Raw genomic sequence first — 24,759 nt, 5'->3', positions numbered from 1 at the left:
AAATTACTCGAAAGGTTGTGTGCCCCAGTGAATATCCGAAAAGCCACTATTAGCGATATCCCATCAATTGCCAAGGTTACTGTTGATACGTGGAAAACCGCTTATCGTGGAATTATCGATGACAACTATCTAAATAATTTATCCTATAGGGATCGGGAAGAAGGTTGGAGACAATTCCCCTTTCATAATTCTTTTATCTATGTCGCCGAAGACGAAACTCAAAATATAATCGGTTTTGCTGCTGCCGGTCCGGAAAGAGCACTAAGCCCAACATACGCGGGCGAACTATATGCCATTTATATATGCCCGGAACATCAAAACAATGGAGTTGGCAGTACTTTATTCCGATCAATAATTAAAGAACTCGAAAAATCAGGCATAACTTCGTTATTACTTTGGGTTCTTTCTGATAGCCCCTATCGAAAATTTTACGAACGCCATGGCGGACATCCAATTGAGACCAAGTTGCTTGAAACGGAAGGGTTCACAAATCTGATAACCGCTTATGGATGGTTAGACATTACAGCTGTGCTATGAAAATTCCAGTACGTATCTCAAACATTCCCGCCCCGGATAGTTGCCTGAGACAGGATTATGATGTTTGTCTCAATTTTTTCGCCGTCAATATAGATATCCCCATTTTATGTACCCGTTTATTGGAACGTTCTACAGAAAAGATACACCACTGCGACTGAAGGCATCGCAGATTGTTCGCCCCTCATAAAACACTTCCCAGATACTCCACATTATTCCGGCAGAATAGAATACCTTTTTCCTTTGCACAACTTTGCTATGTCAATGGTCAGGGAAAATGTCACCCCTTTACCTAGATAACTCAGCAGCAGAAATGTCATCCCTGCTGCGGCTCTTAGAATAGAAGATTTCACTATATGCGAACCAAGGTGATTTGTTCTTTGGCTTGATTTTGGGCTGAGCCGGCAGGCTATTCAAGGAATTGTCCTGCTGAGGTATTTGTACTATACTTTCCTTGGGCTGAGTTTTGAGCAATTCGGGTTTAATAACGAGGCCTTTGTAAAGGACCTGCATTCCGATATGCTTACTGGTTGCTACAGTAATCGTATCATGAGGGGATGCAGGGACTTTTATATTTTCCACCTTGGCAGGCAGACGGTATTTATGGTTCTCAAAGGAAAAGGAAAGCCCTGAATCGATTTTTCTTGTTACATGCTTGGCAAAAATCAACTGCAATGCAGACATATCTTGCTTAGGCAAATAGGCCTTTTCCGGGCTGGCAGCCTGGACGGCGAATTTACGGTTGTAGTAGGGAATATAATGCTTTAGGAAATCATTAGCCTGTTCGATAGAAGAAATTCCTTTACGCTGCATATCTTTCGCCAAACGGTCCTGTAAAGTCTCCCAGAGCCTTTCAATACCACCTTTAGCCTGAGCAGACCGGGCAATGATTAACAGGATGTTGAGTTCTTTAAGGGCTCTGGCAAAGTTAGTCTGCTTTTCCACTTTGCCGGCCAATTCTTCTTCAAGGGTTAATTCCTTTTTCTTTTTGCTGTTATAAACAAAAACGGTTCTGCCATCAGTGTAGATTTCTCTTGGCAGGTGCCCATTCTGATTCATCTGAAACATCAGTTCACAATAACCTTCAAAGGTTTCTTCCTTTTCGAAATGAAGAGCCAGGATACGACCAGTGGCATCGTCAACCGCACCGTGCAGGTGCAAGTAGGAACCATTGCCAAGCCAATCAAAGCTGGAAGCATCCATCTGAATCATTTCACCCTCGCGCTCCCGGGCATTTCTGGAACGATGTTTCTTGGGTCTGCGCTTGGCCTTTGGAGAGCGAATACCACTGGCCCTAAGATACCTTGAGACAGTGCTTACCGAAACAAAAATATCTTTATCTTCAGCAAGCACATCGGTAGCATGACAAAAATTATATCCGGACAACTCCGTTTGATAAATTCGGCAGATTTTTTCAGCAACTTCAGGATCCAATGCATTAGCCGGTTTCCGTCCTCTATTCTTATGCAAAATACTTATAACCCCATTTGCGGATGCCTCCGCTTTCATCCGCTGTACTTGTCTTACACTGAGGTCTAAAAGCTCTGCAGCCTGCTTATTTGTAAACCGGCCTGCCAACAGTTCTTCGATGATAGTTATTTTTCTTGCTTCTTGTTTGCTCATTTCTAATTTCATCCTCCCATTATATCTTTTCTGGGGGATGACATTTTCCCTGAAGAGTTATACCATGACATTATCACTGATTAACGACATTTGCACAACTTTGCTATTGACTTTAACGCTGCGTTAAGGTTTATAGTGATTCTGTGAGGAGATGAGGATATGGAATATACAGTGCAAAAACTGGCCCGGATGGCGGGCATTAGCGGCCGGACACTGCGGTATTACGATGAGATCGGGATTCTTACGCCGGCAAGAATCAATTCTTCGGGGTACCGGGTATATGGGACGGCTGAGGTCGACAGACTGCAGCAAATTCTCTTTTATCGGGAGCTGGGAGTGAGTTTGGATAATATCAGAGAAATAATAACTGCACCATCATTTGACGGACTGGCGGCACTGAAAGAACATCGCCTCAAACTGCTCGATAAGAAACAAAAGCTGGAATTGTTGATTGTCAATGTGGAGAAAACCATAGTTTTAACTGAAGGGAGAATCACTATGGCTGATAAAGAAAAGTTTGAAGGCTTTAAACAAAATATGATAGATAGCAATGAGAAAATGTACGGTAAAGAAATCAGGGCGAAATATGGCAATGAGAGGATCGATCAATCGAATGAAAGACTTAAAGGCATGGATCAGGAGCAATATAATCAGTTGCAGGAACTCGGTGCCCAGGTAATTGACACCCTGACAGAGGCGTTTGCCAATGGCGACCCGGCTGGTGAACTAGCCCAAAAAACCGCAGAATTGCATCGCCAGTGGCTGATTTTTACCTGGGGGGATTATAGTAAAGAAGCTCATGCTGGCCTGGCTCGGATGTATGTTGATGACGAAAGGTTTACATCATATTATGACCAGCAGCAACCTGGTGCAACCAAGTTTTTACGGGATGCAATTCTAATTTACACCGGGATGAAGAAATAAAGCTTTCAAGCAGAATTTAAACCAGGGCCGGATAAGCTCAATTGCGCAAGTCTGGCTTTTTCTTTTTAATTTGGGTAAACAGCCAAAGTTGTTTCACTTATATTTGTCCCCTACGGTTCCATTGCTTATACCATATCTTGTATTATTCCGGCAATAGATATACAATGTATAGTAGATTCCCGTTAAAGGAGAGATGATATGTGAAACAACTGCAGCTCGTTTATGATTATAAAATGGGGCCCCGGCAATTGATAAAACGTGACGGGCGGAGGGAATTGTTCGACCCTGCCCGTATATTCAACGGCATCGTCCAGGCTATGCTGCACAGTAAGGAACAGGAAATCACTATTAACCGATCACTGGTGCAGAAGTTGACAGAGGAAGTGGCGGCAAACGTTGAAGAACAGGTGCAGGGGGGAGAGATTCCCGCCCAGGAAGTTTATCGCATCACCGTCAACGTATTAGCCGAGCATGAACTTTATGATGTATTGGGTACGTTCATTTCTTTCCGGGAAAAAAGAGATTCCCAGCGCGATGCCAATTCCAGGCTTATGAACGAAATTGCCGCCATTGTTAAAGAAACTACCCGGGACAACGCCAATGTGTCCAATTCCCCTTCAGGCAAAATGCTGCAAATCGGCTCGGAAAGCTCGAAATGGTATAACCTGCACCATATGCCCGACTATATTGCCCAGGCCCATATCAATGGCGATATACATATTCACGACCTTGATTATTACGAAAAGACTATCAACTGCCTTCAGATTCCCCTGGCCCGGTTGCTGAATCAAGGCTTCAATGCCGGCAAAGGATATATTCGTCCTCCGCAGCGCATCGGCAGTGCAACCGCTCTGGCAGCCATCATCTTGCAGTCCAATCAGAATGATATGTACGGCGGCCAGTCCTTTCATCGCTTCGAAACTGCCCTGGCCCCTTATGTTCCGGCCGGATACGCACAAGCTTTTTCTGTTCTTCAATCCGACTGCAACCCCGCGGAAAGGGCAGCTACCGCAAAAGAGCTGGCAGAAATGGTCAATATAGTCTACCAGGCCATGGAGGGTTTGGTCTATAACCTGAACAGCATGCATTCCCGGGCCGGAGCCCAGGTTCCATTCTCTTCCCTAAACTTCGGCACAGGAACCAGTCCGGAGGAACGGCTCATAATCGAACAGCTTCTGCTGGCCTTCGAGAAAGGATTGGGCCGAGGCGAAACGCCGCTTTTTCCCAACCTGATTTTCCGTCTGAAAAAAGGCGTCAATACTGATCCCGGCGACCCCAATTACGATTTATTCCAGTTGGCCTGCAGGGTATCCGCCCGGCGCATGAACCCCACCTTCAGCAATATGGACATGAGCATCAACCAACCGTATGGGGATGATGTAAGTTATATGGGCTGCCGCACCAGGGTGGAGGCCAATGTGAACGGTCCGGCCCAGGCTGAAGCCCGGGGAAACATCGGTTTCGTTACTGTAAATCTCCCCCGTTTGGCCATCAAAGCGAAGGGAAGCCTCGATCAGTTCTGCCGGAGCCTTGATAAAGTGCTGCAGCTTTGTGAAGAGCAGCTGCTTCATCGCTACGAAACGGTTTGCCGCCTGCGGGTAAAGGATCTGCCTTTCCTGATGGGACAAAAGCTTTATATAGACAGCGGGCAACTTCAGGATGAAGATTATATTACGGAAGCGGTAAAAAACGGCACTCTTTCTATTGGCTTTATCGGCCTGGCGGAAGCCTTAATCCTGCTTACCGGCCATCATCACGGAGAATCCAGAGCGGCTTTTGACGAAGGCTATCGTATCGTTCTGCGTATTTCCCAGGCGGTGCGGGACATGACCAAGAGGCACCATCTGAACTTCACTGCCCTGGCAACACCGGCGGAGGGGCTATCCGGCCGCTTCATTAAACTGGATCGCAAAAAATTCAGGGTCATCCCGGGTATTACGGATAAAGGTTATTATACGAACAGTTTTCATATTCCGGTCGACTGCCCGATCAGCATCCAGGAAAAACTGAAAATCGAAGGCCCCTTTCACAAGCTCTGTGATGCAGGCCACATTTCTTACGTTGAACTGAAGGAATCTCCGCATCATAACCCGAAAGCAGTGGAAAGCATCATAAAATATGGTTTTAAGCAAGATATCGGCTATATGGGGGTTAATTTTCCCATCGACGAGTGTCCGCAGTGTGCCCATTCCGGTATTATCAGCGGCGATTGTCCCGTTTGCGGCAACCCTGATCAGAATATTCGGCGTATCCGAAGGATTACCGGTTACCTCAGTACGGTTGATCGTTTTGGCGACGGCAAACTGGCTGAGCTGCGGAGCCGCATTACCCATAATTAGGAAATGATGTCATGCAGATACGTTTGGCTGGCATAACGGAAGAGAGCTGTGCCGATGGTCCCGGACTGCGTTTTGTAGTTTTTGTGCAGGGCTGCCGCCGCAGCTGTCCCGGCTGCCATAATCCCGAGACCTGGAAGGAAAATGGCGGCTGCGCGGTCGAGGTTGCCGCCATTGCAGAACAAATAGTATCCAAAGCAGAACTCCTTGACGGCATCACTTTGTCCGGCGGCGAACCCTTTTTACAAATAGATGCCTGCAGGGAATTGGTGGCCCTGATCCGGAAAGAGTGTCCCCAGCTGTCGGTGCTGATCTATAGCGGCTACACTTTCGAAGAACTGTTGAACCATCCGCAGGCCTACGAGCTTATGGCTTTAAGCGATATTATGGTGGACGGGCCCTTTATGAAGGAGAAACGAAGCGAACTCCCCTTCCGGGGTTCATCCAACCAGCGCATCCTGGATCTGGGGAAATCTCTTGCGGTTAAAAAAGCCGTGCCATATTCAGGTGACTTTTAAGGCTCGGTTCAATAATCACGTCAATGCCCGCAACTCTTTTACAACTTTATAATAAGTCTGTGCTAAATTGAAGCAGAGGTGAGAAGATGGCACATATTCTTATCGTGGAGGATGAAATCCCCATCAACGAGCTGATCAAAAGGAATCTTAATCTGGTTGGTCATAGATGCGTTTCCGCCTTTGACGGGAAAGAAGCCCTGGTTTGCGTCCGGCAGCATTCATTTGACTTGATCCTGCTGGACGTGATGCTGCCGGAGCTTGACGGTTATGAGGTTTTCAAAAGAATAAAAGATATTCCCACGATCTTTCTTACCGCCAAAAATTCTTTGTCCGACCGGGTCAAAGGGTTAACGATGGGGGCTGATGATTATTTAAGCAAACCTTTTGAAATGCTTGAGCTTCTGGCACGTGCAGATGCGGTGCTGCGGCGAACCAAAAAAGAAACTGCCAGCTTTGAACTTGATAAAATCATCATTAATTTTGACAGCCGGCAGATATTTGCCGACGGAAAGGTTATTGATTGCACCCCAAAGGAATATGAACTGCTGGAAACTTTCGTAAAAAACAGGAACATTGCCCTATCACGGGAAAAGCTTTTAGAGCTTGCCTGGGGGTTCGACTATGAAGGCGATACCAGAACGGTCGATGTGCATGTTCAAAAACTGCGTAAAAAGCTGGGGTGGGAAGACCGTATCGTAACCGTGTATAAACTGGGCTATCGCTTAGAGGTATAGGCATGAAACTGAAAACTTATTTTCTGACCCTGCTGCTGTTCCTCCTTTTCTTTAACGGCAGCATTCTGCTGATTTCCTGCGTCAATTTAAACAGCAATCTGGGCAACATCAGGGAACGCTGCCTGGGCGAGCATTATTTTATCGCATCCGCCCTGGCCAAAGATTTAAACGCCGTAGAAAACCGGGGAGCCTCGATAGATTCTGCAATGGGACCGCTTTTTCAGCCGTATGTCCATTATTATGGCAAACAAAATGTGGTTTTAGCTCTATCCCGGGAAGGGCATCCGCTCTATTCCGGCATACCCGAAATGGAGATCGTTCCCGGTCAAAATCCAAAGCAAATGGCAAACAATCGGGTCTTATCCACTGTAAAACTGAAGAATAAAGAGTATATAAGTGTGGCAGGATTGCTCCCGGCTCCCTATACTGCCTATACATTGACCTATCTTTATGATTTATCGGCAACGGTCGAGTCATGGAACAAGATGACCCGTATTTTATTTTCATTTGGAATCGTTCTTTCCCTACTGCTGGCCATCTGTTTGCTTTTGCTGCTTAACTATATCTTTAAGCCGCTGAAGCAAATCTCCCTTGCTTCACAAAACATCGCCCGGGGGAATTATGAAAACCGGATTCCGGCGACCGGCCAGGATGAGCTGGCTGAAATGGCGGAAAGCTTCAATAATATGGCCGAGGAAATCCAAGGCCAGATACTGCAATTGGCCAAGCAGGCCCAACGGAAGCAGGCTTTCATTGACAATTTTGCTCATGAAATGCGCACCCCGCTGACGACAATTTACGGATATGCGGAATACATCCAGAAAGCCGCCGCTACGGAGGAAGAAAAGCTCTCGGCCGCCGGCTATGTCATGTCGGAATGCAGCCGGCTGCAGAATATAGCTCATCGCTTATTGGATTTGGCCCGGCTGCGCAACGATGAGATCACCTTTACCGATGTCAGGGTTCCGGAGCTCTTGCGCGGTACAGTGGAAGAACTGCAGCCAAAGGCAGAAGAAAGACAGGTGCGGCTGGAATATGACTGTCAGTATGACAGTCTGACGGGGGACTTTGAACTTTTAAAATGCTTGCTGATAAATTTGACGGATAATGGGATAAAAGCCTGCCATAGCGGCGGCAAGGTCAAAATCGAAGCCTGCTGTGAAGGTGATAAAAAGGTTATTACCGTCCGGGATAACGGCAAAGGCATGACTGAAGAACAGCTCAGCCATATTACCGAAGCGTTTTATCGGGCGGACAAACCGCGCAGCCGTGCCGAGGGCGGCGCTGGTTTGGGGTTATCCTTATGCGAAAAGATTGCTGCCCGCCACGGCGCTGAAATATCCTTTTCTTCTCATCCCCGCAAGGGAACCAATGCTAAAATATCTTTTACAAGTCTGTAATAAGTTGATTATAGCTTGGTAATTAAGCTGTTTTATACTTACTATGTGATCACAACCATTAAAATAAGTAAAGGAGAATTCAGTATGAACAGTAAAACGGCAAGCTTCAGCCAACTGAAAAAGGTAGCATTAGGAACGGCTGCCATAATCGGTATTTGCGCGCTGGTTTTCAGCGGCATCACCCAGGTAGCAAAAGCATCCCTGGTCAATCAAACGAATACTATCCCGACCGCATATTCAACTACGGGCAGTCATTCCGAGCAGCATGCTATACCCGAGGGTTATGCAAAAGCGTCCTATCAGGTAAAGCTTTCCGAATTCAGCGGCCGCCCCGGTGATAAGGACATGTCCATGGAAGAAGCCGCCGAGCTTGGCGCGCAAAATCTTTGGAGATTTTTCAAAGTGAATCTGGACGGCAAAACCATCGAAATGTCTTATACCGCAAATAGTTCCTTTAATCCCCGTGCGGAATGGATGGGCATCATTTTCAACGGTGAAGTACCTTCCTATAGTTTTTTGGTGGACGCCGTAACCGGTGAGTATCGAGCCGTAGGCCAGTCCAAATACTGGAGCGGCGATATCAATGTCGGTATGGACCAGACCCTTATTAAAAATCACCGGCAATATGCGGCTCTGGCAAGAGCAGCGGCTGAAAAATTCCAGCTCGTATCCGGCAAAATAGTAGCTGCAGATTATTATGGACAAGGCTATACCTACTTTAAACAAAGCGTTAATCCCGATATTACCATGACCGTAAAGTCCGATAGCGGCCAGGAGGCTCGCATAACATTTTCAAGGTATAATCAAGAATTACTGGGCGTGGAATATGACCCCTGGGTAAAAGATGCGAAGGTTTACGAAGCACAGATGGAAAAAGAGATGCGGGAAAAAGCCCCCGAGGTCCGGGATAGTACCGGCATCCCGTCCCTGATTGAGATCACAAAGTAAATGTACTCTGCCTGTGTATAGGAAGAATACGGGAGGGGTACGGGACCAAATTACCTGATAATGATAATCAGATAATGTTTGGGGACAGCTCTCGCACAGTCTTACCTCCCCGTATCCTCCCCCTATCCTAATTACACCCCCATTCCCGGCATGCTTCACCACTTAAGCACCTTGAGGCATCATAAAGCGGTGCAATTGGCATAAACCTGATTCTATTCGCTCTTTTGCTTCAGCACTGTTTGTCGTGGGAAAAAACCATAATGAGCATAGAAGGAAAAGGCTTGTTCATTGCCAGCAGCAACATGAACGGTTTTGACTTTTGCCCCTGATTGCTCCAGCCAATCCAGAGCCATTTGCATCAGGCGATCCCCTATTCCCATCCCCCGATAATTTTCTCGCACCAAAATAGAATCAATCTCCCCTTGCCCACTGGCGCCAAGTGTTGCTATACAATAAGCTACAGGCAATCTACGGGTCTCATCCTCTGCCACATGAATTGACATGGTTCCTCTCCGGACTTTTTCCCGAAGCATGTCCTTCCTTGTTTTGAAGGTAAATGTTTCGTATTCGTAACGAAAATAGGATGAGATTTTCTTATGGTGCTCATTTAGTTCCTCCCAAAGGGGCTGGATACTGTCCAGTAAGTCTTCAGCACCCTGGATATATCTGATCGGCGAAGTCAACAAAATTCCCCCCTTCCCCCACCATTCCAAACAAAACATCTGGCACGGTTTTCCCCTGTAATATTTCGACTTTTACCAATGGCATACCAACGTCTCCCTCACTGTAGTCAATTTGCCTGCATAGTCAGGATCTAGGTTTTAAGATTATAGCATTCAAGCCAAAACTTGGTAAACCCTAATATCTCCGTTTTACATTATCAGCTTGCCATCCGGCTAAAATAAGAAAAGCTCGGGTTGGGTTAAAACTATGCAGAGGTTTTTTATGAAGCGATTCTTAATTCTCGGTTTTATTATGGGTATGTGCTACTTTACCCTGGAGGGTTTTTGGCGGGGGTGGACCAATATAGTCATGTTATTTGTCGGAGGTTTGTGCGGCGCGCTTATCGGACTTTTAGATGAATACCCCCAATATTTTAATCTGAAAATATGGCAGCAGACCCTGATATCGTGGCTGGTCATATTAGTCATAGAATACTCTTCCGGCATGCTGCTGAATGTATGGCTGGGGATGGGAATATGGGACTATTCTGCTATGCCCCTTAATTTAAACGGACAAATATGCTTAATCTATGCGATTTTATGGGTCCCGCTGATCCCCTTCGGAATCTGGCTGGATAATTGGCTGCGCTGGAAGCTTTTCGATGAAGAAAAACCCTACCATTTGTTAAGTATCTATCATGACCTGCTTACTTTAAAATAACCAACCGGAATGGAGGTTACTATGGCGAAAGAACAGGGTGAAGTGCACCTCCAAACATTGAACTTTTTTGTCCAACATTTGGGGTGCACTTCATCCAAGCGACCAGCTCTTTTTTGTCCTATCTTTATTTTACGGACTCGGCAATTTTCATAATTTCATCCTTGCTCTGTCCCTTCGCAATAAGGGTATAGTTTACATCGCCTATTCCCCATGTCAGGCTCGAATCAACCCAGGCACCGTTGTTTCCATTGACCGTAACCGGCTCAACCTCTCCCCCTGCTGATTCGTATTTGGTTTGTTCGTTCAAAAGCCGCTGCATGAGGATAATGTCTTTCCCTGGCCCCTGGAAGTTCAAGGTAATATATTCTTGGGAGCCTTTAAAGCACTCGGCGTTTTTAAAAGCATAGCCTTGCGGTAAATAGGTCGGAGCCAGAAGCTTATACGATACACCTTCCTGAGCATCGGTCAGGTTGGAATAACTAACCGTGTCTACCGGTGGTTTAGTCCGGGTACCTATCGTAACGAGGTTTCCATTTTCATCTGTGTATTCAACATAGCCGTTTTTATCTAACTGCGCCTGCTGTTCAGCCGTTAAGGAAGTGGCGGGCGCCGGCTCAGGAGCCGCATCATCAGCAATCAAAGTAACATACGGCCCTAGTTTCAGTATATTTCCAATGCTGTTCGCCATTGCTGTCAAGGCCCCGGGGAAAATAAGATAAAAACCCAGCATGGCAACCATGGCAAATGAGCATGTCAGCATTGCGGGACGATGTTTCCTCAAGAAATTTTTCATAATAACCTCCTTATTATTCCCAGCTGTATTTTTCGCCAGACAGCGGTTGATTAACTGCCGCCGCAGTATTTTCTGTTTTTGGCTTTCAGGGGCAAGATCTACTGATGCTAGTACTTCCGCTAAATTCAATAGATCGTTATATTCGGATTGAAGCTCCGGGCGGCTGACTTGCGGATCACCGGCCAGAATATTATCTACCTCTTCATTGAAATGCTTCATAAGGTTAAATTGGTCCATCGACTCACTCCTCACTTTTAAGTATTTCCCGCAATCGATGCAGGGCTCGGTAAAGGATTACGCCGGTATTGCTTTCAGATAGTCCCATTATTTCTGCGATTTCTTTATTCTTCAGTCCACCGGCAAATTTCATGGCAATAATATTGCGTTCCCGCTCCTCTAAAGAACTCAGGGCTACCAGCAGCCTGCCTTGCTCCTCATTGCGAACTGCCTTTTCTTCAGGATTGGGCCGCTCGGAAGGCAAATCCCGGATGCTTTCCAACGGGAACCATATCCCGCGTTTGCGGCGCCGGTAATAAGCATTTACCGTGTTCTGGGCAATGGAAAACATCCAGACTTCAAAGGGCGCTCTATCCGGACGATAGGTCTCGATTTTCTGCATCACCTTTTCAAAAACCTGACTGCTCATATCTTCAGCTTCTTCTATACTATTGAGGCGATAGCGCATGTACTTGTAGATGCGATTGTAGTAGCGGTCAAAGATCTCAGCAAAAATATCCGCATAAGAACGTACTTCATCCTGAAGACATAATTCCTTGGACAGTGACATTGTTAAAACTCTTTCCATTACATTCCCCTCTCCAAAAAATCTGTCTGACGTATAATGTAAAAATGTCGTCATTTATAAACTATACTTCCTAAATTCAACAGTACTTTTTTAAAACATACCCCGGCCAGGTGCTTCTATAAGTAAGTATGCTTAAGCCAACAAAGCATTACAGAGAGGTGGAATAAAATATTGCCGCCACACTTATACTCATTAAGGGATAATTTATATCTTGTGGAGGTGATATATGAAAACATCAGTTGAGGAATATTCCCGGTGTTGGCTTAAATTCTGAACAATGGTGCCTGGAACCGCATACATATGATAACTCCGGTATTTTGATTTAGTCAGTTTAACCGCTAAATCCCACACTTTTTCGATATTATCGTCCGATACATTATTCTGTTCCAGGACATTCACTATCTTTTTGTAAGCGGTATATGCTCCGCCTCATCAATCAGATAGAAATTGATATAATTAAAGACTCCGCCGGTCATATCTCTTATGCGTCTTTCAATATCGATGCCATTAAATTCATAAATCTTACGTCGGCTTTGTGCTCCCATAAAGAAATATCAAATCGGCTAACATCATTGTACTTTCTAATTTGTACTGCGACATTATCTCTCTTTACAGAATAACCGCGTAAATGCTAGCATTGTAAAAAAATAACTATGGAAGAGTGGTTGCCTTATGGATATTGCTTACCGTAAAGCCTATAACAGCGAATGTCCGATGCTGGCTGAATATATTTATTATGCCTCTGACGGTGTACTTGATTATCTATTCAAAGACACTATTTCCGGTATGACAGTAACTCAACTGTTAATTTTTGGGTTAGAAGACGAGCAAAGGTACAACTCTTTTAAAGGAGTTATTGTTGCCGAGTATAACGACAAAATTGTCGGGATGATACAAGCTTACTCCAACATGCATCATAAAATAGACGATGAAATGAGGTCCTTTATTCCAGAAGAAAGACTCGAGCAATTCGAAGAGTTTTATAATTCCAGAGTCGATAACAGCTTCTTAATTAACGCAATGTATGTTGATGAAAAATATCGACGCAAGGGTATTGCCAGCAGGCTTATTTCAACGGTCAGAGAGGAAGCCAAATCCTGTGGTTTTGATAAACTCAGCCTGTTTGTTTTATCAGATAATATATCCGCCCAAAAGCTATACCAATACAACGGCTTTAAAAGCGTAAAAGAAATAACCTTTAACGATTCAGCAAAAATTAACCACGAAGGTGGATTTTATTTAATGCTTTGCGATATCTAAGTCGCGTAAAATTTATTCAGTATGATTCGAGAGCACAGGAGAAGTTAAACCTTACATGGTCCCTAACGCAGAAGAAAACGGGATAAAAGGAATTAGCCAGGCTGAGGTGAAGCTTTCCCTTTAGCATTCATAAATCTTCTGGCAGATTGGTTCTTAGTTCTTCTATAGTTTTGCTTGCCTTTAAAGCATGTACAACTCGTGGGTGGGGTTGAAGGTAGATTATGGGATAATCAATTTCTCCTAAATCTTTCCTAACCGGAAAGGCAAGTTTTTCTTCTTCAGTGCTGAATTCAGCATGAACCTCTTCATTATTTCCACGGGCATCGACTCTTATCCACCTGTTCAGGCTTTTAATATATATGGCATTCAATCCGTGAATCACCAATCTTGACATATCCGAGTCGTCAAGCACAAGCTTCTGGTAGCAGAAGCCAGCGGGAATACCTAGATAACGCAGGATGGCTGCTAAAAGATGCGATTTGGCGTAGCATATTCCTTCCTTATGCTGCAGAACTTCGGAAGCCGTGCAGGCAACAGTTGTTCCGTCGATATCAAAGGAATGATAAATATTATCCCTCACCCATTCGTAACATGAACGGGCCAGGTTAATCTCATCGTTGCTTCCCCGGCGTAAATCTTCAGCAACTATTTGGATATTCGGATTAAAAAAATCAATTACATCTGATGACTCAAGATAAGGATCAATATTGTCTGCTTCTGGAACCAGTTGCATTAACCTCCCCCCTCGACTCTGTCGGCCCTCAATCCTCACAGTTCATTTCTTCCACTTATCCCAGGTTTCCACCATTTGCTGAAGAAACTGCTGACTCCACTTATAATTCTCCTCCAGGTTGTCCAGGCATTGAGCGAAGAGTTCGACTTGCTGCAAAACCGCCGGTTCTGAGGACTGCCGCAAGTCGTTCAAAACTTCCCGGCTGCGTCCCGCCGCCTCCATAGCTATCTCCCGCTCATTGATGAAACTGCTTTGCAGGTGCTCAACCATTATTTTACCCGTATCCCGTTCCGCTTCATAATAATCCCGGCGGCTTCCCTTTACCCATACCTTGCGGACAGTCTTCATACCTTCAAGGAAACGGATATGGATGCTAACCGTAGCTTTGCTTACTTCCAACTCCGAGGCAATGTCCTCCAGCCCCAAGGGCTGATCAGAAAAGAACAGCAGACCATAGATGCGCCCTACCACTTCCGGGATACCGAACATGGCATATACGCGGCCAAAGGCGTCTATCATAATATCACGAGCCTGTAAAAGGCGTTCCTGTTCCAAACCAGCTTACCTCCCACCAACATGTTTTAAATCAGTTTACCATTTCAAGCAATTACTTTCACTTAACCATCCTAATCTTCACACCAAGCTATTCATTTTAATAGGGAGGTCAGGCGCAGGGCAAAAACGCGCCGCCCGGCATATAAAATCCCGGCCACTACAGCAGCCATAAGTATATTGAAATACCACAGCACGGTCATAAAATCCTCTGCGGGAAAGGAAGCATGAAGTATCCAGATTATGACCGCCAGCAGAGCGGGAACGACCTGCAGGGGAAGGTAGCGGCGCAGCATCAGCGGGTCAACATTACCCAGGACCTGCTCATAGACCATCCCTTCCCATAGGGTAAAGTTGTGATTCTCCATAGTTAAAAGGCAGGCAGCCATCACTATGGTAACCGCCAGCTGCACCGCTATCATTAGCAGCAGACCCGCCGCAAAGGTCAGTGCTTCCCATCCGCTCCAATGCCAGCGGCTTCCCACCACCACAACCGCGACCAGGAGCAGAGGCAGCATTTCCAACACCGCGGCCAAAAACTTGGCCAGGCCTACCCCTTGCCAGGAATGAAAGGCCGGAAGTAAAAAAACGATACGGTCACCTTCTTTGGCAAAGGTGGTTATAAACGACTCAAAAATGCTGGTGGCAAAGACCAGGAAACAGAAAATCAAGGCGCCTGCCAGCCCGGACTCGGCGATCAAGTCCACCCTCATCAAGGGCCAGTAGAGAAAAAACAGGGCCATAACGGCCAGGTATTTCCCGCAAAAGACTATATTCCGTGCATCAGTCGCCACCTCCCGGTATAGGAAGGCACGGAAGCGAGGTTTTAGAAAATGATTGTCGAGGATGGTTTTGGCCAACAATCGCTGCCAGGGGGTGGCGATATAAATGGCAAATCTGCCGCTGCTGGCTTCCCGACACTCGCGAATGGAGCTCTCAGCGTAACGGGGAGTATGCCAGAACACCATAATGATCAGAATAGCACTGACTCCCGCCGCTGTAGCCGGCCAGACCAGGCCCAGCCAAACCGCGCCGGCCAGCACCAGCAATCCGGCCAGTGCTCCCCCCAAAGCTCGAAGCAGCAACTTATTTCCCCGGAAAACAAAAAACATATAGAAGAATCCACATTCCACCGCCAGCCCGACGGATAAAGAAAGCGCACCCAGCAGCAGCAACGCCCCCGGCCAACCGCCCATAACTGCTCCCAAGGAAAGCGAAACAGGACCGAGAAGGTGCCCGAAATATTTCAAAAATCTAAGCACAATGTCCAGGTAATGAAAGCTATACAACTCTCCGACCGGGGCGGGGAGGGTCATAAGATAAAAAGCATCCGGGGAAGAGAACCAGGCTTTCATAAAATTGGCGGCGGTAAAAACGAACCCGGCCAGGAAAGTACCCCCCATTAGTCCGGCCACGGCAAACATTTGGACCTCCTCCATCCCGGCCAGGATTCTTTTCGTCGCTACATAAGCAGCCACCGCAACAGCTAGGTTCAGCCCACCGCTTAACCAGTCGCGTCGGCTCCAATGCCGGGCCAGCAACCTTTCCCTGAGTACCAGCAGTTTAAAAGCTCGCCGCATCATGTTGCCCTCCATAAACCAGCCGCAGGAAAATCTCCTCCAGAGATGCCTCCTGCATGGAGGTCTGCCGACGCAAATCTTCCAGGCTGCCGGTGAAAATGAGGCGACCGCCGGCTATGATGCCCACCCGGTCGCAGAGCCTTTCCGCCATTTCCAGAATATGAGTCGAGAATATCACCGTTTTCCCCCGAGAGGTTAATTCCCGCATGATATTCTTCACCTGGATAATGCCACCCGGGTCCAGGCCGTTGGTAGGTTCATCCAGCAGTATAATCGCACTGTCTTTTAATAGGGCTGCGATCAGGCAGATTTTGCGTTTCATGCCCTGCGAATAGGAGTCAATCACCCGGTCAGCTGCAGCAGCAAGGTCAAAGCGTTCCAGGTATTCTTCCACTTGCCGACGGGATGAAACCGGGTCCAGATCATAGAGAACGGAAAGAAACAGGAGAAACTCCCGTCCGCTCATACGCTCATAGGGAACTGTATATTCGGGCATGTAAGCAATGGTATTGCCAGCGGCATCAATTTGGCCGGCAGTAGGCTTAAGCAGCCCGCTTATCAATTTCAGGGTAGTCGTCTTTCCCGCCCCGTTACTGCCCAACAGCCCAAACAATTCGCCCGCATATAATTCCAGGGACATACTCTCTACCGCCGGTACCCCGTTGTACTGTTTGCTCACCTCAGTCAGGCTTAACACCGGTGCTGAGGCCGGGGAAAAGGCGGAATCAGTTGACCGGGAAGGAAATAAAGCGGCAGGTTGTTCCGGGCGTAATACTTCCCTTGGTTCCTGCCTCCAAAGGTTCAGTTCCTCCATTAAAAACTGGGGATTATCAAGGTTGAATACGACTTCCTGGATATAACCATAATTTTTAAACAATCCCTTCGCCATAACCGGTTCTTCCAGGGCCAGATGCAGGATGTTTTTATGGCCGCTGAGAACGCATAGCACTCCCGGGGCTCGTTCCCGGAACACCCCGAAAGAAGCTCTGGCTTTCCCCATATAAACCTGCAGAGAAGAAATGTTGCTGCGGGGTATGGTGAAGCGGAACCAATATCCGTGCCTGAGTGTCAGAACCTCCGGGCTCAGTTGATGGGAAGTCCGCGGGATCACCCGCCCAAAATAGTAAATAAGAAACAAACCCAGCAGAGCATAAGGTACCGCTACCCAGAGCACCTGCGGCCCGCTTAACCAGATACGGGCCACGATTACCACGATTGCCAGCTCGGGAAAAAAACCCACCGCCACAATCGCTGCCAGCATCCCGGTTTCACTGCTCTCGGTTTTTGATAATTCAACCATCTTCATCCCCCCCAGCGCCAGATTGAAATTATCATACAGTTAGTTTAGTATATTCTAAACGTACTATATATATTTGTAAAGAGCAAAACATCAGTCCATTTGACCGTGCACTATTTCCTGATACGAGACCTGATAAAGCTGTTATATAATTAGGAAATAGCAGCACTACAGAAAGGACTATAAGATGCTCGGGAAACCTTTTTTCTTTTACGCTGCTAATATCAATCCACTTGATTGGAAAGAAATATTTCTCTTTTTTACTGATAAGTCCAACAACTTTGTAATTCATTTTCCTGAAGGTGAAGAAGGCTTTTTAAACAAAGGGATATCAGTTTTCAAACAACTTCTCGATGTTAATATTAAGCCTTGGGAAGGGATGAAGGATAGCATCGAAATAAGCGGGAAGCTAACCAGGGAGACAAAGGATTTATTTGTTGGATATCAAACTCCGGCATTTAATGGTGAGCATCCGGAACTATGGGACTTCCAATACTATTTAGATGGTAATATCGCCTTATATATCGGAGATTTCTGTGATTGTGTTGTCTATGTTACCGAAGAAGATATGCTTTATCTTGAAGAAAGAGGCATAGATTGGTCCGATTGGCAAGAAACTGGGTTTTAAAATCCATACAGTCCGGCGCTCACAAACAAATAGACCGGGGACGCAGGCTTTCATCCCAGCAATTAACGTTTACTCTGTCTTGCTGCTATACCTGAGGATAGTTTCTTCATAAACCTGTCCCCTACCCTTTTAGCCCTTTGACACTCAAAATCACTGGACTTGCCGGTCCCCTGCATTTATGCTAATATAAAGCCATAAAATTTTTTGAAAATAGATGGGAGAAGTCAATGCGCAAGCGTATTCTGGCCTAAATAAATATATACAGGTCTAAAAGGAAGTTCTTCCCTTAGTCCTGTTATGTCCAGAACGCTTGTTTCTTATTTTTTAATAATAAGCCGGTCATGCCAACCGAAGGGGTTGGATGATTACAGATACTCGTATAGCTTGAAAAGGCTGTAAGTAACAGGGGTTACTTGCAGCCCTTGTTGTTTTCTGGAGGTGTTTTAAATGCTGCTTAGCTGCCGCGGAGTTAAAAAAAGTTTTGGCGAACAAGTGGTCTTAAACGGGATTGATCTGGATATAGTTCAGGGAGACCGTCTGGGTCTGATAGGCCGCAATGGAAGCGGCAAAACCACTTTGGCCAATATTCTGACCGGCCATATTGATTACGATGAAGGGCATATTATTACTGCCCGCAGGCGATTGAATATCGGCTACCTGCGCCAGACTGAATCCTCAGCCGAGTTTTTGCTCCAGGTCCGGGATAGCGAAACCGAAGTCAATGGTGAATTCCAGCGTCTCGCCGGTCACCTGGGAATGAGCCGGGTCATGGAGTGGCCCCAACAGAGGTGGCAAAATCTCAGCGGAGGGGAAAAAACCAAACTGGCCTTGGCCCGAGTCTGGTCTTCCCAACCTGATCTGCTTATTCTGGATGAGCCGACCAATCATATGGATTACCAGGGGGTAAATTATCTGATATCAGAGCTGTCTAACTATCCGGGGGCGGCGATTATTATTTCCCATGACCGTTATTTCCTGGATCAGACAGTATCTAAAATTGCGGCAATAGAAAAAGGGATTATCAAAGTTTACCCCGGCAACTATTCCTGCTACCGGGAAACCAGGCAAAAAGAACGGGAAAGCCAAATGCATGCCTACCAGTCACAGCAAAAAGAACAGCAGGAAATCGAAGCCAATATAGCCCGATTAAAGGGCTGGTCAGAAAAAGCCCATCGCGAATCTCGTAAAAAGGGAGAAGGAAAGATGGGAGGTAAGGAGTACTTTCGCAAGAAAGCCAAAAAGCGGGACCAGGCGGTAAAATCCCATATTAAGCGCCTGGAAAATATGCGCCGGCAGGGAGTATTGCGCCCGGCAGAAGAGCTGCGGGTCAATTTTGACTTTAACGGCTTGGAAAAAGGCGGGCGGCGTCTGCTGGAAGCAGATTCTGTCAGCAAAGCCTATGAAGGCTTGCGGTTATTTGCCAACAGCTCATTTTATATAAACCGAGGCGAAAAGATAGGTATTCTGGGCCCCAACGGGTGTGGAAAAACTACCCTGCTTAAAACTATCCTGGGACAGGAGGGCCTGGATGCGGGGAGCATATTTCTGAGCCCCAGCGCCCGGGTGGCCTATGTGACCCAGGAATTGCCCCCGGATGAAAAAGAAAGCTTAAAAGACCGGATACGAGATTGGCCGCTGGAAAAACAGAAATCCACTTTTGAACTGCTGGTCAGGCTGGGAATAGACTATGACCGCCTTCAGGCAGCCCTGGGGAGCCTCAGCCGGGGAGAAAGAATGAAAATCGCCATAGGATTGGCGATCATAGGGGCATATGATCTGCTCATGCTTGATGAACCCACCAATCATCTGGATCTGTACAGCCGGGAAGCCCTGGAAGAAAGCTTAAGCCGATTTCCGGGAACTATCATGCTTATTTCCCACGACCGCTACCTCCTGAACCAGGTTTGCGACCGTCTGCTGGTCTTTGAAGATAAAAAAATACGGCGGATAGAAGACAAGGTATCGGGATATCTGACCGAAAAAGCTGCTGCCTCACCATATTTAAAAAAGAACGGGGAGGAGGAGAAGCTGCTGCTGGAAACCAAGATTTCCCGGGTAATAAGTGAACTAAGCCGGAATAAACCTGGTGATCCAGGTTATTTAAACCTTGAGCAAGAATACCAAGAACTTATACAGCAGAAAAATAGTCTTAATAAGGGAGAAATGAACTGATGCCGACAGGACCGGGACTGCTGGCCCCGGTACTAATTGATTGGGCAAGGTTCAGATAGTACAATGATTGATATATAGAGAAGGGAGCTGATATTGTGTTTAAAACTTATAGAACGGAGATAGCAGTATTGGGGGAGGTGCGTACAGACTAAATTTCATCTGCCCTCCCCCTATCATGCCATTAAAATAACGGGAGGACACTAATATATGAGTAAGTTCAGTTTAAATGATATAGGGCTTTGCGAGCGTTTTGTCCAGGAAGCCGCCATGTATGAAAAATCCTTGCATCTGGCCCGGATTTCGGTCCAGCACCGGGATATATACCAGGTCATCACCCAGTATGGCGAATTTCCGGCGGAGGTCTCAGGGAAGTTTATCTACCGGGCATCTGCCGCCGAGAATTACCCTGCCGTGGGTGACTGGGTTCTTGTGGATCGGAGTGAAGGCGTATCAGGTAATGCGATTATTCACCATGTATTAACCAGAAAAAGCTCCTTTGAACGCAAGGCGGCGGGAACCGGATATGAGTGCCAGGTGGTGGCTGCCAATATTGATACCGTGTTTATCTGCATGTCTCTGAACAATGATTATAATCTGCGGCGGTTGGAGCGGTATCTTTCCATCGCCTGGGAAAGCCGGGCTACTCCTGTGATCGTGCTTACGAAGTCCGATCTGTGCAGCGACTTGGACCAGAAACTTCCGGAGATTGAAGCGGTTGCTCCGGGTGTCGATGTGCTGGTGACCTCAAGTCTGAGCAAAGACGGATATGATGATAATATCAAACAATATCTGCAGCCCGGAAAAACAGTTGCTTTTATCGGTTCATCGGGGGTAGGCAAATCCACGCTTATCAATAAGCTGTTAGGCGATGAGGTGCTTGCCACCCAGGAAATCAGAGCTGATGATAAGGGCAGACATACTACCACTCATCGCCAGCTTTTAGTCCTGCCTGGCGGCGGAGTTGTCATTGACACCCCCGGTATGAGAGAGCTCCAGATTGCGGGGGCCGATTTATCCTCATCCTTTGCCGATATTGAGGAGTTAGCTGCTCATTGTCGCTTTAATGATTGCAGACATGAGTCGGAACCGCAGTGTGCGGTCAGAAAGGCCATAGCAGAGGGAACCCTCTCTTCCCAACGGCTGGAAAGCTATAAGAAGCTGCAGAAAGAACTGACCTTTGCCGAACGCAAAAGCACTATGTCTCTGCAACAGGCCCAGAAGCAAAAAATAATCGATATGATGGGGTCGCTCAAAACATGCCGACAGATGCAGGCGTTTAACAGAAAGAACAAAGGAAACAAATAATCAATACCAGGCTGTACCGAAGCTCTATGCTGCGGTACAGCCTGGTTAAAGATAGGTGAAGAAATGATCAGAGAAGCAAAAAAAGCAGATACGGAGCTTTTAATGGACATATGGCTAAAGTCCGCTGTTAAAACACATGATTTTATACCGCAACCGTATTGGATGGAGAACTACACCCTGGTTAAAGAACAATATATTCCAATGGCAAAGACTTTTGTCTACCAGGATAATTACAGCATTAGAGGTTTTATCAGCATTATCGAAACTGACTTTATAGGGGCCTTGTTTGTAGATGTAGATTCCCAGGGAAAAGGAATAGGAACAGAATTGCTGGATTTTGTTCAGGATAATTATACTAAGCTGAGTTTAGCGGTATACAAAGAGAATATAAGGGCACTTGCATTCTATAAAAAAAGGGGGTTTCACATAGCGGAAGAACAGCTGAATGAGTCTAACAATGAGATAGAATATATTATGTATTGGAAAAAATAGAAAGACGCAAAGCTTCCCCAAATTATGCTAGCCATATTCTCTACCAAACGTAAGGAATCAATCGATATCTAGTCTCAGCAAGGTATTCATTGTATCCCGGAAGGTCTCGTAAAAGCAGGGTTTCTTCGCCTTTTATCCTGAGTACCAGATACGGAATAAATAAAACAACAGAAGGTAGCCAGTAAGGAAAGGCGTTGCCCGTTAACCGTTGGTGTAGGTTTGTTCTGAGAAATGAGAAAAATATTTCAGCAGTAAGACCTCTTCTGAAGACTGAAGACTTCGGGCAATAACCTTAAGCACCGGCACGTGGTCAATTTAGACTCCACAATTTGCAAGAACAATATAATACCGGATTTCACCTGGAAGTCTCAGCTTCCAATAACTCAGCCAGAATGTCAAGGGCATCCACCGTTCCACTGAATTGCCCGTTGTCGGTGACAATCAGTTTGGTATATTGGTGTTGAATCATCTTTTCGGTTACGGACTGCAATTGGTCACTGGTCTCAATCAAGACAGGTTCGCTGGGTTGGAGATCTCTGACCTTGGCTTCATGCAGGCTTTTAATATCGTTAGCACCGTTATCCTTCAGGGTTTTCTGAACATACAGCAATAAATCGGTAGGCGTTACAACCCCTTTTACCTCATTTTTTTCATCCACTACCGCCAGTATCGATATGCGCGAAGACACCATATTATTAAGCACGTCCGCGAAACTGTCTTCTAAGGTTATTTGTGAACCAGCGCGAATCTTGGTTTTTATACCGGCACCGGCCATAGTGCGAAGATGCAGTTCCTGCTTGAGACGCATGTTTAAAGGCAGTTCTTCCAGCATATACTTACCGCGGGCATAGCCCGCCGTAGCAGCCAGGAAAACCAGCAGGTACAATGCTATCATGGGAAGACTGAAAATTATGTTGTCCAGACTGGTCATACTAACCGCAAATTTGCATATGCCCATGCAGTTTAAAACCACCAACCCACCGGAGATTATGAAATAAATCGCCAGCAGTATCCAAAAGGCCCGAACTGCCTCCTGTGAATACTTCTGCTCCATACCCTTTGCCCCCTCTTACCAATTTATATTTGGAATGCGCTGATGGGACGGTTTGCTTTGGCCTCTTGGCAATAGTTCCGCAGCCCAGCGCAAGACTGGTTAAAACCAGCAAAGACCATGCCTAAACAGCCTTTTCACTTCCGCCCCCTCTTTTTCTATTTAATAGTCTCCAGCAAGAGAAACGGGGTAGAATAACTTTCTAATAAACTGCTATACGACCCCGAATCAAGAAGATATTTATTATTTATTTCCACTATAACTAATAAATTCCTGCAAATACTGAGGCATGCGGCATTTTTTTCTTATTATTTATGTCCGCCATGTCCTTCCCGGCCGCAGTTACTTCCGAGACAGAAGATGTAGAAAAATGACCGCCAAGGAACGTAAAAACTAAATTACAAATGCAGCGTGCCAATTTGGCCATCCTATCTTGCAACATCGGCAGCATCTTACATATCCTTAGCCATTCTATCCAGCGATTCTGCCATGGCCCTTATTTCCTCTACACTGGCAGAAATTTCTTCGGTGGCTGCCGCTTGTTCCTGACTGGCATCGAGATTAAGTTGGCTCTTGCGTACGGTTTCGTCCACATTATCTTTGATTTTACTTATGAGCTTGCCTATGCTTACCACCGTTTGTTTGGATTCATCTGATAGTTTTCTAATCTCTTCGGCCACCACCCCAAAGCCGCGCCCCGCATCGCCGGCTCTGGCTGCCTCAATAGCGGCGTTAAGCCCAAGCATTTTCGTTTCATCTGCTATCTGCTTGATAAAAGCCAGCACCTTGCTTATATCGTCAGCTAGTCCGTTAACCTGGTCAACCGAAATGTTAAGGTCTTTTTCGTTGATATTAATTTGTGCAGCTGATGCAGCCAATTCTTCTATTACCGATGATATTTCTTCCAAGCTCATTGTCAGCTGGTCAGATAATTTGCGTAAATTGACGGCGCTTTGTTTAGGAAGAGCCAGGTTGAAAGTGGCTACCACTTTGCTCCTATCATCTTCATCAAAACAAGGATTGCTCATGATTAAAACAGGTACGCCATGAACACTGGCACTTAATTCCTCAACCGCCAGCTGTGCACTTTTGATAGCCCGCTCAGTAACCCCCCCTGAAAGGATTTTATCCCCTAGCTGTAAATCAGGCATATCAAACTTTATCGAAGGATGGCGGTAGGCAATTTTCTCCAAGTCGGTCATATAGAGAAAAGCACCTTCAGGAAACATATCTGCTATTAAGGGAGCGAAATCATCAAAGGAACGGGCTATGGGATGCAGTCTAGGCAATACCAGAATAGCGCTCCCTATTGCTTCACCATTATCAACAATCGGCCAAGCATTCATTAAGAGACGCATGCCGTACACATTCCGAGGTACATTTTCCTGCTCCTCCCGATTGCTTCTAATACACTGGTAAGGAGCTCCACCTACTCTTAGCGGTGTGCCCACGCTAAAATCCTTGACATCAAAAACCTTTGAAGCTGCTTTCCAACTTATTTTTTCCCGGTCTGCTATTGCTACCATTGCCCCATTGGGCATTTTATCAACCAGTATTGAAGCAATTTCTTTAAAAATTTCTATTTTTTCTGCTGTAAGTATCATAACTTTTTACCCCTCTCCATTATTTTAGATCGGTTAACCGTATTAAAAAGGTTTGTCTTTACCTACTCCGTACCCCCTTTCCCTCGA

At 46.1% G+C, this 24,759-nt stretch carries 23 protein-coding genes; 13 read left to right on the top strand and 10 right to left on the bottom strand.

Annotation, left to right across the window (positions count from 1 at the left end):
• Nucleotides 1-27 precede the first annotated feature (27 nt).
• Entirely contained in the window at nucleotides 28-537 is a 510-nt protein-coding gene (locus ACU70B_RS03775; protein WP_447185020.1) for a GNAT family N-acetyltransferase, read from the top strand.
• A gap of 285 nt (nucleotides 538-822) precedes the next feature.
• Here the strand turns inward: ACU70B_RS03775 and ACU70B_RS03770 are convergent, their stop codons facing one another.
• Nucleotides 823-2,157 carry an ISNCY family transposase gene (locus tag ACU70B_RS03770; RefSeq protein ID WP_447183053.1) on the bottom strand — a complete coding sequence of 445 codons (1,335 nt, stop codon included), beginning with the start codon at nucleotides 2,155-2,157 and terminating at the stop codon, nucleotides 823-825.
• A 159-nt stretch (nucleotides 2,158-2,316) separates the two neighbouring features.
• On the opposite strand from ACU70B_RS03770, the gene ACU70B_RS03765 reads away from it, so the two are divergent.
• From ACU70B_RS03765 to ACU70B_RS03740, 6 genes are all read left to right on the top strand, one after another.
• Nucleotides 2,317-3,081 carry a MerR family transcriptional regulator gene (locus ACU70B_RS03765; RefSeq protein ID WP_447185019.1) on the top strand — a complete coding sequence of 255 codons (765 nt, stop codon included), beginning with the start codon at nucleotides 2,317-2,319 and terminating at the stop codon, nucleotides 3,079-3,081.
• Nucleotides 3,082-3,281: 200 nt separating this feature from the next.
• The gene (gene nrdD / locus ACU70B_RS03760) at nucleotides 3,282-5,420 is read left to right on the top strand and encodes an anaerobic ribonucleoside-triphosphate reductase (RefSeq protein WP_447185018.1); all 2,139 of its coding nucleotides are present in this window, start codon (nucleotides 3,282-3,284) and stop codon (nucleotides 5,418-5,420) included.
• An 11-nt stretch (nucleotides 5,421-5,431) separates the two neighbouring features.
• The gene (gene nrdG, locus ACU70B_RS03755) at nucleotides 5,432-5,935 is read left to right on the top strand and encodes an anaerobic ribonucleoside-triphosphate reductase activating protein (protein WP_447185017.1); all 504 of its coding nucleotides are present in this window, start codon (nucleotides 5,432-5,434) and stop codon (nucleotides 5,933-5,935) included.
• Between the two features lie 86 nt (nucleotides 5,936-6,021).
• Nucleotides 6,022-6,669: a response regulator transcription factor gene (locus ACU70B_RS03750; protein WP_447185016.1), complete on the top strand. Its 648-nt coding sequence runs from the start codon at nucleotides 6,022-6,024 to the stop codon at nucleotides 6,667-6,669.
• Nucleotides 6,670-6,671: 2 nt separating this feature from the next.
• Nucleotides 6,672-8,069, top strand: coding sequence for a HAMP domain-containing sensor histidine kinase (locus tag ACU70B_RS03745; RefSeq protein ID WP_447185015.1), 1,398 nt, complete (start codon nucleotides 6,672-6,674; stop codon nucleotides 8,067-8,069).
• Between the two features lie 84 nt (nucleotides 8,070-8,153).
• On the top strand, nucleotides 8,154-9,017 hold the full coding sequence (locus tag ACU70B_RS03740) for a hypothetical protein (protein WP_447185014.1): 864 nt from the start codon (nucleotides 8,154-8,156) through the stop codon (nucleotides 9,015-9,017).
• Nucleotides 9,018-9,229: 212 nt separating this feature from the next.
• Here the strand turns inward: ACU70B_RS03740 and ACU70B_RS03735 are convergent, their stop codons facing one another.
• On the bottom strand, nucleotides 9,230-9,700 hold the full coding sequence (locus tag ACU70B_RS03735; RefSeq protein WP_447185013.1) for a GNAT family N-acetyltransferase: 471 nt from the start codon (nucleotides 9,698-9,700) through the stop codon (nucleotides 9,230-9,232).
• 262 nt (nucleotides 9,701-9,962) lie between these two features.
• On the opposite strand from ACU70B_RS03735, the gene ACU70B_RS03730 reads away from it, so the two are divergent.
• Nucleotides 9,963-10,400, top strand: coding sequence for a putative ABC transporter permease (locus ACU70B_RS03730; protein ID WP_447185012.1), 438 nt, complete (start codon nucleotides 9,963-9,965; stop codon nucleotides 10,398-10,400).
• A gap of 124 nt (nucleotides 10,401-10,524) precedes the next feature.
• On the opposite strand, the gene ACU70B_RS03725 is transcribed toward ACU70B_RS03730, so the two are convergent.
• Nucleotides 10,525-11,430 carry a DUF4367 domain-containing protein gene (locus ACU70B_RS03725; RefSeq protein WP_447185011.1) on the bottom strand — a complete coding sequence of 302 codons (906 nt, stop codon included), beginning with the start codon at nucleotides 11,428-11,430 and terminating at the stop codon, nucleotides 10,525-10,527.
• 4 nt (nucleotides 11,431-11,434) lie between these two features.
• Nucleotides 11,435-11,998 carry a sigma-70 family RNA polymerase sigma factor gene (locus ACU70B_RS03720; protein WP_447185010.1) on the bottom strand — a complete coding sequence of 188 codons (564 nt, stop codon included), beginning with the start codon at nucleotides 11,996-11,998 and terminating at the stop codon, nucleotides 11,435-11,437.
• A 672-nt stretch (nucleotides 11,999-12,670) separates the two neighbouring features.
• Here ACU70B_RS03720 and ACU70B_RS03715 point away from each other — a divergent pair.
• Nucleotides 12,671-13,258, top strand: a complete 588-nt coding sequence (locus ACU70B_RS03715; protein ID WP_447185009.1) for a GNAT family N-acetyltransferase — start codon at nucleotides 12,671-12,673, stop codon at nucleotides 13,256-13,258.
• A 127-nt stretch (nucleotides 13,259-13,385) separates the two neighbouring features.
• On the opposite strand, the gene ACU70B_RS03710 is transcribed toward ACU70B_RS03715, so the two are convergent.
• The 4 genes from ACU70B_RS03710 to ACU70B_RS03695 all read right to left on the bottom strand — a co-directional run bounded on the left by ACU70B_RS03710 (nucleotide 13,386) and on the right by ACU70B_RS03695 (nucleotide 17,423).
• Entirely contained in the window at nucleotides 13,386-13,991 is a 606-nt protein-coding gene (locus ACU70B_RS03710; protein ID WP_447185008.1) for a transglutaminase-like domain-containing protein, read from the bottom strand.
• A gap of 42 nt (nucleotides 13,992-14,033) precedes the next feature.
• The gene (locus ACU70B_RS03705) at nucleotides 14,034-14,546 is read right to left on the bottom strand and encodes a GbsR/MarR family transcriptional regulator (protein WP_447185007.1); all 513 of its coding nucleotides are present in this window, start codon (nucleotides 14,544-14,546) and stop codon (nucleotides 14,034-14,036) included.
• 92 nt (nucleotides 14,547-14,638) lie between these two features.
• Nucleotides 14,639-16,126, bottom strand: coding sequence for a hypothetical protein (locus ACU70B_RS03700; protein WP_447185006.1), 1,488 nt, complete (start codon nucleotides 16,124-16,126; stop codon nucleotides 14,639-14,641).
• Nucleotides 16,107-17,423: an ABC transporter ATP-binding protein gene (locus ACU70B_RS03695; protein WP_447185005.1), complete on the bottom strand. Its 1,317-nt coding sequence runs from the start codon at nucleotides 17,421-17,423 to the stop codon at nucleotides 16,107-16,109. The genes ACU70B_RS03700 and ACU70B_RS03695 overlap by 20 nt, the downstream gene beginning before the upstream one ends.
• 184 nt (nucleotides 17,424-17,607) lie before the next feature.
• On the opposite strand from ACU70B_RS03695, the gene ACU70B_RS03690 reads away from it, so the two are divergent.
• The 4 genes from ACU70B_RS03690 (at nucleotide 17,608) to ACU70B_RS03675 (ending at nucleotide 22,017) form a co-directional block, all read left to right on the top strand.
• A complete protein-coding gene (locus tag ACU70B_RS03690; RefSeq protein WP_447185004.1) occupies nucleotides 17,608-18,048 on the top strand; it encodes a hypothetical protein in 441 nt (146 codons plus the stop codon).
• Nucleotides 18,049-18,495: 447 nt separating this feature from the next.
• Nucleotides 18,496-20,220, top strand: a complete 1,725-nt coding sequence (gene abc-f / locus ACU70B_RS03685; protein ID WP_447185003.1) for a ribosomal protection-like ABC-F family protein — start codon at nucleotides 18,496-18,498, stop codon at nucleotides 20,218-20,220.
• Nucleotides 20,221-20,427: 207 nt separating this feature from the next.
• Entirely contained in the window at nucleotides 20,428-21,525 is a 1,098-nt protein-coding gene (gene rsgA / locus ACU70B_RS03680; protein ID WP_447185002.1) for a ribosome small subunit-dependent GTPase A, read from the top strand.
• 63 nt (nucleotides 21,526-21,588) lie between these two features.
• Nucleotides 21,589-22,017 carry an N-acetyltransferase gene (locus ACU70B_RS03675; RefSeq protein WP_447185001.1) on the top strand — a complete coding sequence of 143 codons (429 nt, stop codon included), beginning with the start codon at nucleotides 21,589-21,591 and terminating at the stop codon, nucleotides 22,015-22,017.
• A 355-nt stretch (nucleotides 22,018-22,372) separates the two neighbouring features.
• Here ACU70B_RS03675 and ACU70B_RS03670 read toward each other — a convergent pair whose 3' ends face one another.
• Together ACU70B_RS03670 and ACU70B_RS03665 are read right to left on the bottom strand one after the other, a co-directional pair.
• The gene (locus ACU70B_RS03670; RefSeq protein WP_447185000.1) at nucleotides 22,373-23,071 is read right to left on the bottom strand and encodes a CBS domain-containing protein; all 699 of its coding nucleotides are present in this window, start codon (nucleotides 23,069-23,071) and stop codon (nucleotides 22,373-22,375) included.
• 449 nt (nucleotides 23,072-23,520) lie between these two features.
• Entirely contained in the window at nucleotides 23,521-24,672 is a 1,152-nt protein-coding gene (locus ACU70B_RS03665; protein ID WP_447184999.1) for a methyl-accepting chemotaxis protein, read from the bottom strand.
• Between the last annotated feature and the right edge of the window lie 87 nt (nucleotides 24,673-24,759).

This window comes from Syntrophomonas curvata (assembly GCF_052976825.1).
This window is presented reverse-complemented; position numbering and strand designations above follow the sequence as displayed.

Coding starts and splice junctions, on each gene's coding strand:
- ACU70B_RS03770 (WP_447183053.1), bottom strand. CDS start 2,157: ATGAGCAAACAAGAAGCAAGAAAAATAACTATCATCGAAGAACTGTTG.
- ACU70B_RS03765 (WP_447185019.1), top strand. CDS start 2,317: ATGGAATATACAGTGCAAAAACTGGCCCGGATGGCGGGCATTAGCGGC.
- nrdG (WP_447185017.1), top strand. CDS start 5,432: ATGCAGATACGTTTGGCTGGCATAACGGAAGAGAGCTGTGCCGATGGT.
- ACU70B_RS03750 (WP_447185016.1), top strand. CDS start 6,022: ATGGCACATATTCTTATCGTGGAGGATGAAATCCCCATCAACGAGCTG.
- ACU70B_RS03745 (WP_447185015.1), top strand. CDS start 6,672: ATGAAACTGAAAACTTATTTTCTGACCCTGCTGCTGTTCCTCCTTTTC.
- ACU70B_RS03740 (WP_447185014.1), top strand. CDS start 8,154: ATGAACAGTAAAACGGCAAGCTTCAGCCAACTGAAAAAGGTAGCATTA.
- ACU70B_RS03730 (WP_447185012.1), top strand. CDS start 9,963: ATGAAGCGATTCTTAATTCTCGGTTTTATTATGGGTATGTGCTACTTT.
- ACU70B_RS03725 (WP_447185011.1), bottom strand. CDS start 11,430: ATGGACCAATTTAACCTTATGAAGCATTTCAATGAAGAGGTAGATAAT.
- ACU70B_RS03720 (WP_447185010.1), bottom strand. CDS start 11,998: ATGGAAAGAGTTTTAACAATGTCACTGTCCAAGGAATTATGTCTTCAG.
- ACU70B_RS03715 (WP_447185009.1), top strand. CDS start 12,671: ATGGATATTGCTTACCGTAAAGCCTATAACAGCGAATGTCCGATGCTG.
- ACU70B_RS03710 (WP_447185008.1), bottom strand. CDS start 13,991: ATGCAACTGGTTCCAGAAGCAGACAATATTGATCCTTATCTTGAGTCA.
- ACU70B_RS03700 (WP_447185006.1), bottom strand. CDS start 16,126: ATGATGCGGCGAGCTTTTAAACTGCTGGTACTCAGGGAAAGGTTGCTG.
- ACU70B_RS03695 (WP_447185005.1), bottom strand. CDS start 17,423: ATGGTTGAATTATCAAAAACCGAGAGCAGTGAAACCGGGATGCTGGCA.
- ACU70B_RS03690 (WP_447185004.1), top strand. CDS start 17,608: ATGCTCGGGAAACCTTTTTTCTTTTACGCTGCTAATATCAATCCACTT.
- abc-f (WP_447185003.1), top strand. CDS start 18,496: ATGCTGCTTAGCTGCCGCGGAGTTAAAAAAAGTTTTGGCGAACAAGTG.
- rsgA (WP_447185002.1), top strand. CDS start 20,428: ATGAGTAAGTTCAGTTTAAATGATATAGGGCTTTGCGAGCGTTTTGTC.
- ACU70B_RS03675 (WP_447185001.1), top strand. CDS start 21,589: ATGATCAGAGAAGCAAAAAAAGCAGATACGGAGCTTTTAATGGACATA.
- ACU70B_RS03670 (WP_447185000.1), bottom strand. CDS start 23,071: ATGGAGCAGAAGTATTCACAGGAGGCAGTTCGGGCCTTTTGGATACTG.
- ACU70B_RS03665 (WP_447184999.1), bottom strand. CDS start 24,672: ATGATACTTACAGCAGAAAAAATAGAAATTTTTAAAGAAATTGCTTCA.